Origin of the sequence: uncultured Sulfuricurvum sp. (assembly GCF_937936435.1) — a bacterium.
Lineage (GTDB): Bacteria > Campylobacterota > Campylobacteria > Campylobacterales > Sulfurimonadaceae > Sulfuricurvum.
Map to the genome: position 1 here is coordinate 1 of NZ_CALDDG010000004.1, position 6,413 is coordinate 6,413.

At 47.0% G+C, this 6,413-nt stretch carries 8 protein-coding genes; all 8 read left to right on the plus strand.

What is annotated here, in order from left to right:
* Positions 1-135: 135 nt before the first annotated feature.
* A complete protein-coding gene (lpxC, locus tag Q0389_RS00745) occupies positions 136-1,020 on the plus strand; it encodes a UDP-3-O-acyl-N-acetylglucosamine deacetylase (RefSeq protein WP_298690527.1) in 885 nt (294 codons plus the stop codon).
* Positions 1,013-1,465, plus strand: a complete 453-nt coding sequence (locus Q0389_RS00750; RefSeq protein ID WP_298690530.1) for a hypothetical protein — start codon at positions 1,013-1,015, stop codon at positions 1,463-1,465. Before lpxC ends, Q0389_RS00750 begins: the two co-directional genes overlap by 8 nt.
* 9 nt (positions 1,466-1,474) lie before the next feature.
* A complete protein-coding gene (gene thrB, locus Q0389_RS00755) occupies positions 1,475-2,356 on the plus strand; it encodes a homoserine kinase (protein WP_298690533.1) in 882 nt (293 codons plus the stop codon).
* Positions 2,357-2,406: 50 nt separating this feature from the next.
* Positions 2,407-2,631 carry a DUF448 domain-containing protein gene (locus Q0389_RS00760; RefSeq protein WP_298690544.1) on the plus strand — a complete coding sequence of 75 codons (225 nt, stop codon included), beginning with the start codon at positions 2,407-2,409 and terminating at the stop codon, positions 2,629-2,631.
* The gene (gene infB / locus Q0389_RS00765) at positions 2,624-5,152 is read left to right on the plus strand and encodes a translation initiation factor IF-2 (protein ID WP_298690547.1); all 2,529 of its coding nucleotides are present in this window, start codon (positions 2,624-2,626) and stop codon (positions 5,150-5,152) included. The genes Q0389_RS00760 and infB overlap by 8 nt, the downstream gene beginning before the upstream one ends.
* The gene (gene rbfA, locus Q0389_RS00770) at positions 5,149-5,514 is read left to right on the plus strand and encodes a 30S ribosome-binding factor RbfA (protein ID WP_298690536.1); all 366 of its coding nucleotides are present in this window, start codon (positions 5,149-5,151) and stop codon (positions 5,512-5,514) included. Before infB ends, rbfA begins: the two co-directional genes overlap by 4 nt.
* Complete coding sequence (locus Q0389_RS00775) at positions 5,504-5,935, plus strand: ribosome maturation factor RimP (RefSeq protein WP_298690539.1); 432 nt, start codon at positions 5,504-5,506, stop codon at positions 5,933-5,935. The genes rbfA and Q0389_RS00775 overlap by 11 nt, the downstream gene beginning before the upstream one ends.
* Positions 5,935-6,413: bifunctional diaminohydroxyphosphoribosylaminopyrimidine deaminase/5-amino-6-(5-phosphoribosylamino)uracil reductase RibD (locus Q0389_RS00780; protein ID WP_298690542.1), on the plus strand; the 479-nt coding region annotated here is incomplete at its 3' end. The genes Q0389_RS00775 and Q0389_RS00780, both read left to right, overlap by 1 nt.

A 6,413-nucleotide genomic window follows, 5' to 3' on the forward strand; every position in this document is an offset into this window, starting at 1 on the left:
AGAGTGGATGGATACCAAATGGATCTACGACAATATTACCAGCGTGATCGATGATGCGAAGGTTATTATTAATCAACGCTGAAAAACGGTATAATTAGCGATACTATAACTATCGGACGGGAAAGGGAGAATGCTATGATGCAAACAACGATCGGCAAAAGCGTCGAACTGGTAGGAATCGGGTTACACCGCGGTTCTCCGGTGAAATTGCGTCTTGAGCCTTTGGGATGCAATAGCGGCATCGTCTTTTATCGCAGCGACGCGGGAGTGTCGATTCCGTTGGTTCCCGCCAATGTCGTTGATACCAAAATGGCTACGGTGATCGGAAAAGAAGGGGTAACGATCTCTACGATCGAGCATATGCTCTCCGCGATTTACGCATACGGTATCGATAATCTCCGTGTGATTGTCGATGCCGATGAAATTCCGGTGATGGACGGATCTTCGATGAGCTTTTGCATGCTTTTGGAAGAGGCCGGGATCATCGAGCAGGATATTCCTAAAAAAATCATGCGGATAAAAAAAGAGGTGATTGTCCAAGAGGGGGACAAGTACGTCAAATTGATCCCTTCGAATGACATGAACTACGATTTTACAATCAAATTCGCCCATCCCGTCATCGATAAACAGAGTTATGTTCTTGCGTTTACGAAAGAAAACTATAAAAAAGAGATCGCCCGTGCTCGGACATTCGGATTCGTCCATGAGGTTCAGTACCTTCGTTCCAAAGGGCTTGCATTAGGCGGAAGCCTCGAAAATGCGGTCGTATTGGACGATAAAAAAGTACTTAATCCCGAGGGACTCCGGTTCGGAGACGAGTTCGTCCGTCATAAAATCCTCGATGCTATCGGCGATATGTCGTTGATCGGGATGAATTTTATCGGCAATTACGAAGCGTATGCGGGGAGCCATGACTTGAATCATAAACTCACGCTGGAACTTTTAAAAGATCCGGCGAATTACGAGGTTGTGGAGTTGGCCGCGGCCGAATCGAAAGAGCTGGCGAAAGCGTATGCATGATGCGGTTGTCGTCGCACTTGGCACTCCCGTTCTCGTCGGTGTGTATGAAAACGGTGTTTTAGTCGAAACGATCCGAAGCGAGGGAATGGGTTCGGATGTACTGGCCGAGATATTCGGTCCGTTATGCAAGCGCTACTCTTTTTCCCATTTTATCTATGCCAAAGGTCCCGGAAGTTTTATGGGGATCAAAGTCACGTATTTGTTTTTAAAAACTTTGAGTATTGTTCAAAAAGTTCCCCTTTTGGCAACGTATGCCTTCTTTTTTAACCAAAACAGCCCTATCAAAGCAGTTGGAAAGCTCTATTTTGTTAAAAATAGCTCTACAATTGCTCTGGAACCGTTAGAAGCGCCGCAAATGAACGCTTTTGTACTTCCCGAGACCATCGAGATAGAAAATTTTGATTCGGACAATCTCCCGTATTACGGGATCGATGCCGTAGGATAAGGAAATTATTTGTTCGTCAGTGTACCTGCAACGAGTGCTAATTTAGGCCCGGGATTTGATTCGTTGGGACTTGCCGTCGATTTACGAAATCAAGTCGAATTGGTCCCTTCCCGTTTTTTTACCGTCTCTATCAAAGGAGAAGGGGAAAATAATCCGAGATTAAAGGGAAATAACCTTTTTGTCAGTATTTTTAACGAGCATTATCGCCGTTTGACTCAGAAGCGTCAAAACTTCAAATTTACGTTTTATAACCAAATCCCGATGTCCAGAGGGCTTGGAAGCTCATCTGCCGTCATCGTCAGCGCGATCAGCTGTGCCCATGAAGCGGCAGGGGTAAAAGTTTCCAAAAGACGTATTCTCAATCACGCCCTCGTTTATGAAAGTCATCCGGATAATATCACTCCGGCGGTCATGGGGGGATTCAATGCGGCGATGGTAGAAAAACAAAAAGTTTTCTCTCAACAAAAGCATCTCCCCGATTATCTCAAGGCGGTTGTCGTTATCCCGAACAAACCGATCTCAACCGCAAAGTCGCGGACAACACTCCCGAAATCCTACAGCAAAGAAAATGCGGTTTTTAATCTCTCGCACACTGCCGTGACGGTCGGGGCGTTTTTTAATGAAGATTGGGAGATGCTCCGTCTGGCGACACAGGACCGGTTTCATCAAAAAGTGCGTATGAAAATGTTGCCGGAACTCTTTGCCGTTCAAAAAATGGCGTACGACAATGGTGCATTGATGTCGACACTTTCGGGGAGCGGATCGACTTTTTTTAACATGGTCTACGATCAGGACGCTCAAATGTTGGCGGAAAAATTTAAGGCGGAATTCACCGATTTTGAGGTTAAAATTTTAAGCTTTGATAATCATGGACTTGTCGTCGAACGATAACTAAGAAAGTATTGGATATAATGGCGCAAAAGTTACATCAGCCTATACGAATGTGTGTGGCGTGTCGTGAGCGTTTCGCTCAATCTGCACTTCTGCGGCTTCAATGCCGTGAGGGGATATTGGAACCTTATTCATATAAGGGGAGAAGCTTTTATCTATGTATATCATGCGTGGAACACAAAAAGACTCCGGGTCAGTTGGCTCGTCAATGCAAAAACGGTGCAACAGAGATGTTAATGAATCGGTTAAAGGAGATCATCGTTAATGATGGATAAAGTAAGAGTTCATGAGATTGCCAAGGAACTTGGTATCAATTCCAAAGAGGTAGTGGATAAAGCGGCCGCAATGGGGTTGAATGTTAAAACTGCTTCGAGTTCGGTCTCGATCGAGGAAGCTGAGCAAATCATGAACTATATCATGAGCGGGGCTGCGACGGAAACGGCAGCGCCGAAATCTTCTTCTAAATCAGTTTCTTCCGAGGAATTTGCAACCGCGGTATCGGCACCGGTAGAAACAGTTCACGCCCAATCTGATACAGTGGGTAAAGAAGAGTTTCCGGAAGAAGCTGCAGCCGATGCGGAACCGCAAAAACGCTCCGGTCTTAAAATTGTCAAGAAAAAACGTCCTGTCGAAGAAGAATATATCGCACCGGTACGTCAAGAAGCTACGGCCGTATCGAGTTACGGAAAATTGAGCGAACAGGCTCAACGCGAATTGGAAGCGAAAAAAGCGAAAAAAGCACAGAATAATAATGCCCCGGTACAGAAAAAAGATCAGGGTGTCCGTCTGGATATTTTCGGAGGCGGTATTTCCGATGTGTCGATGGACTACGAAGACGAACAGATCGTTTTGATGGATTTCAACGATCTAAGTGCCAAAATCGAGCCGGAAGAGGAACAAAAACCTAAAGAAAAAAAACCGATAGGGCGAAATTCCGGGAAAAAACAGGGTGCGAATAAAAACAAACCGCGTCAAGTGTCTCGTGAAGCACGTAAAAAGTACACCCGCGATGCAAAAGAAGATGAAGTCATTACCCACGTCGAAATCCCCGAAGATATCCGTGTTTATGAATTTGCGGATAAAGTGCGACAGCCGCTCTCCGAAGTAATTAAGATCCTTTTCAATCTCGGAATGATGGTAACGAAAAACGATTTCCTCGGAAAAGATGAAATCGAAATTTTGGCGAGCGAATTTGGCGTCGAGGTAACGACGATCGATCCGAAAGATGCATTCAACTACGAAAGTGCTTACGAAGAGACGGAAGAGAGTGAAGAAGGGCTTGAAGAACGCCCACCGGTTATTACCATCATGGGGCATGTCGACCACGGTAAAACGTCGCTTTTGGATGCAATTCGTAATGCCAAAGTTGCACACGGCGAAGCGGGAGGAATTACCCAGCATATCGGTGCCTATTCCGTTGAACAACACGGTAAATTGATTACGTTCCTCGATACTCCGGGACATGAAGCCTTTAGTGCGATGCGTGCACGCGGTGCACAACTGACCGATATCATCGTTATCGTTGTCGCCGCGGATGACGGAGTCAAGCCCCAAACCCGGGAATCGGTGAAACATGCGCAGGAAGCCAAAGTTCCGGTCATCGTTGCAGTCAACAAAATGGACAAACCGGGAGCTAATCCGGATATGGTCAAAGCACAAATGGCGGAACTCGGTCTTAATCCTGTCGATTGGGGCGGAGATATTGAATTCGTCGGTGTGTCGGCTAAAGCGATGACCGGAATCGACGATTTGCTCGAAGCGATTCTGCTCCAAGCGGAGATTATGGAACTTAAAGCAAATCCGACCAATATGGCCAAAGCGGTAGTTGTCGAGTCTACGTTGGAAAAAGGGCGAGGACCGGTAGCCACCGTCATCGTCCAAAACGGAACGTTGAGAGTCGGAGATAATATCGTGTGCGGAAGCGCATACGGGCGGGTTCGCGCATTGGTAAACGACCGTAAAGCACAGCTCCAAAAAATAGGACCGAGTGAGACTGCCGTCGTGGTGGGTTTAAGTGACGTGCCGCCGTCGGGTGAAGTCTTGATGGTTATGGAAAGCGATAAAGAAGCGCGCGAGTTTGCTCAAAAACGGTATGAATACGATCGTCACCGCGAGCTTTCACACAGCACCAAAACAACGCTTGACGAACTTAGCTCATTGATTGCCGAGGGACGCTTGAAAGCCCTGAAAGTGGTTCTAAAAACCGACGTACACGGATCACTTGAAGCGATTCGATCCGCTCTTTCTGAACTCCGTAACGAAGAGGTAAAAGTTGAAGTTATCTCCAGCGGCGTCGGCGGTATTACCGAGAATGACGTTGCGTTGGTGAACAATAGTGAGAACTGTATGCTGGTCGGGTTTAACGTCCGTCCGACGGGTAACGTCAATGCCTTGGCAAAACAGATGGGAATTAAAATCAATACCTACTCGATCATTTATCAGTTGATTGATGACGTTACGGCGATGTTGACCGGTATGATGGCTCCGCAATTCCGCGAAGAGAACACAGGTCAAGCCGAAGTGCGTGATACCTTTCCGATGCCTAAAGGCGGCGGAACAATCGCAGGATGTGTGGTTGTCGACGGTAAACTTGTACGCGGCGGAATGGTTCGCGTTATTCGTGAGGGCGTCGTTATCCATGAGGGTGACCTTACCTCTCTTCGCCGTTTCAAAGACGATGTCAAAGAGGTTACCAAAGGATTTGATTGTGGGGTTGTCCTTAACGGATACACCGATGTCAAAGTGGGCGACGTTATCGAAACCTTTACCAAAATCGAGAAAAAAGTATCCCTGTGACACCGGCACAAATCAAAGTCAAACGGACGGAGTCGATTCTCAAAGAGTTGATCCCCGAAGCGATTTCTCAACTTTCCGATGCACGTGTGCGTGAAGTGGATGTCATCGATGTCCATTGTTCACGCGGACGTAGCGATGCGAAAGTTTATCTCGATCCGCACGATTACACACCGCAAGAGCAAGCGGCATTTTTAAAACTGCTTGAAAAAGCCCGTCCGATCATTGAAGAGCATTGTATGAAAGATCAGGGATGGTTTCGAAGTCCCCGTATGACGTTTGTTTTTGACGATACCCTCAAGCGAAGTCAAAATATTGAAGCCCTCTTCGCACAAATCGCCAAGGAGAAGAAAAATGAGTCTTGAGAGCGATATCAAAAAAATGGTCGAATCGATCGGCTTGTCCCTCTATGATACAGCCGTTTTCAACGAAAATGAAAACACGATCTTCCGTGTGAGCGTTACCGCACCGGGCGGAGTAAGTTTGGATCAGTGTGTCGAAGCGACCCATCTTATTTCACCGCTACTTGATGTTACGCCTCCGGTCGGCGGAGAATACCGCTTGGAAGTGAGCTCACCCGGGATAGAGCGTAAACTCAAAACGCTCGATCATTTTGCTCAATCCATCGGGGAAAAAGTTGTTTTCTCGACGGTAAACAAAGAAAAATTTGACGGTGAAGTGGTATCAGTAGAAAACGAAGAGATCACCATTAAAACGAAAGAGGGAGAGACGCACAGTGTCCCTTTCCGCTCTATCAGCAAGGCTAAAACCTACTTCGAGTGGTAATGAACACCGAAGCCGCTATTCACGCAATGACCCACGCTTTCAATGCGGCGTGGGAGTATCAACTCCTCACATTTCCCAATCCTGCAGTCGGTGCCGTATGTATGAGTGATAACGGTACGGTTATCTCCGTGGGCGCTCATAAGCGTTCAGGGGGACCACATGCAGAAGTGTATGCACTGCGTGACGCCTATACTCTTCTCTCCGGCGATACGTCGATAGGGGGATGTGATGATTCTCACCGCATACACGATTATCTTCGCACCCATCACAACGGTATTTTTCATCTTATTTCGATGGCGGTAACTTTAGAGCCGTGTTCCCACAGCGGTAAAACACCCTCTTGTGCACTGCTGATCCGTGATTTGGGAATCAAGAGAGTCTATATCAGTGCCAAAGATCCGAATCCTGCAGCAGCCGGTGGGGCTGGAATATTGAACGATGCCGGTGTCGAATGTATTTTCGGTCTTCTGGAAGAAGA

What these genes read in the sequence shown, in the direction of transcription:
- Q0389_RS00760 (WP_298690544.1), top strand. Translation starts at nt 2,407, where the DNA reads ATGTGTGTGGCGTGTCGTGAGCGTTTCGCTCAATCTGCACTTCTGCGG.
- lpxC (WP_298690527.1), top strand. Translation starts at nt 136, where the DNA reads ATGATGCAAACAACGATCGGCAAAAGCGTCGAACTGGTAGGAATCGGG.
- infB (WP_298690547.1), top strand. Translation starts at nt 2,624, where the DNA reads ATGGATAAAGTAAGAGTTCATGAGATTGCCAAGGAACTTGGTATCAAT.
- Q0389_RS00775 (WP_298690539.1), top strand. Translation starts at nt 5,504, where the DNA reads ATGAGTCTTGAGAGCGATATCAAAAAAATGGTCGAATCGATCGGCTTG.
- Q0389_RS00750 (WP_298690530.1), top strand. Translation starts at nt 1,013, where the DNA reads ATGCATGATGCGGTTGTCGTCGCACTTGGCACTCCCGTTCTCGTCGGT.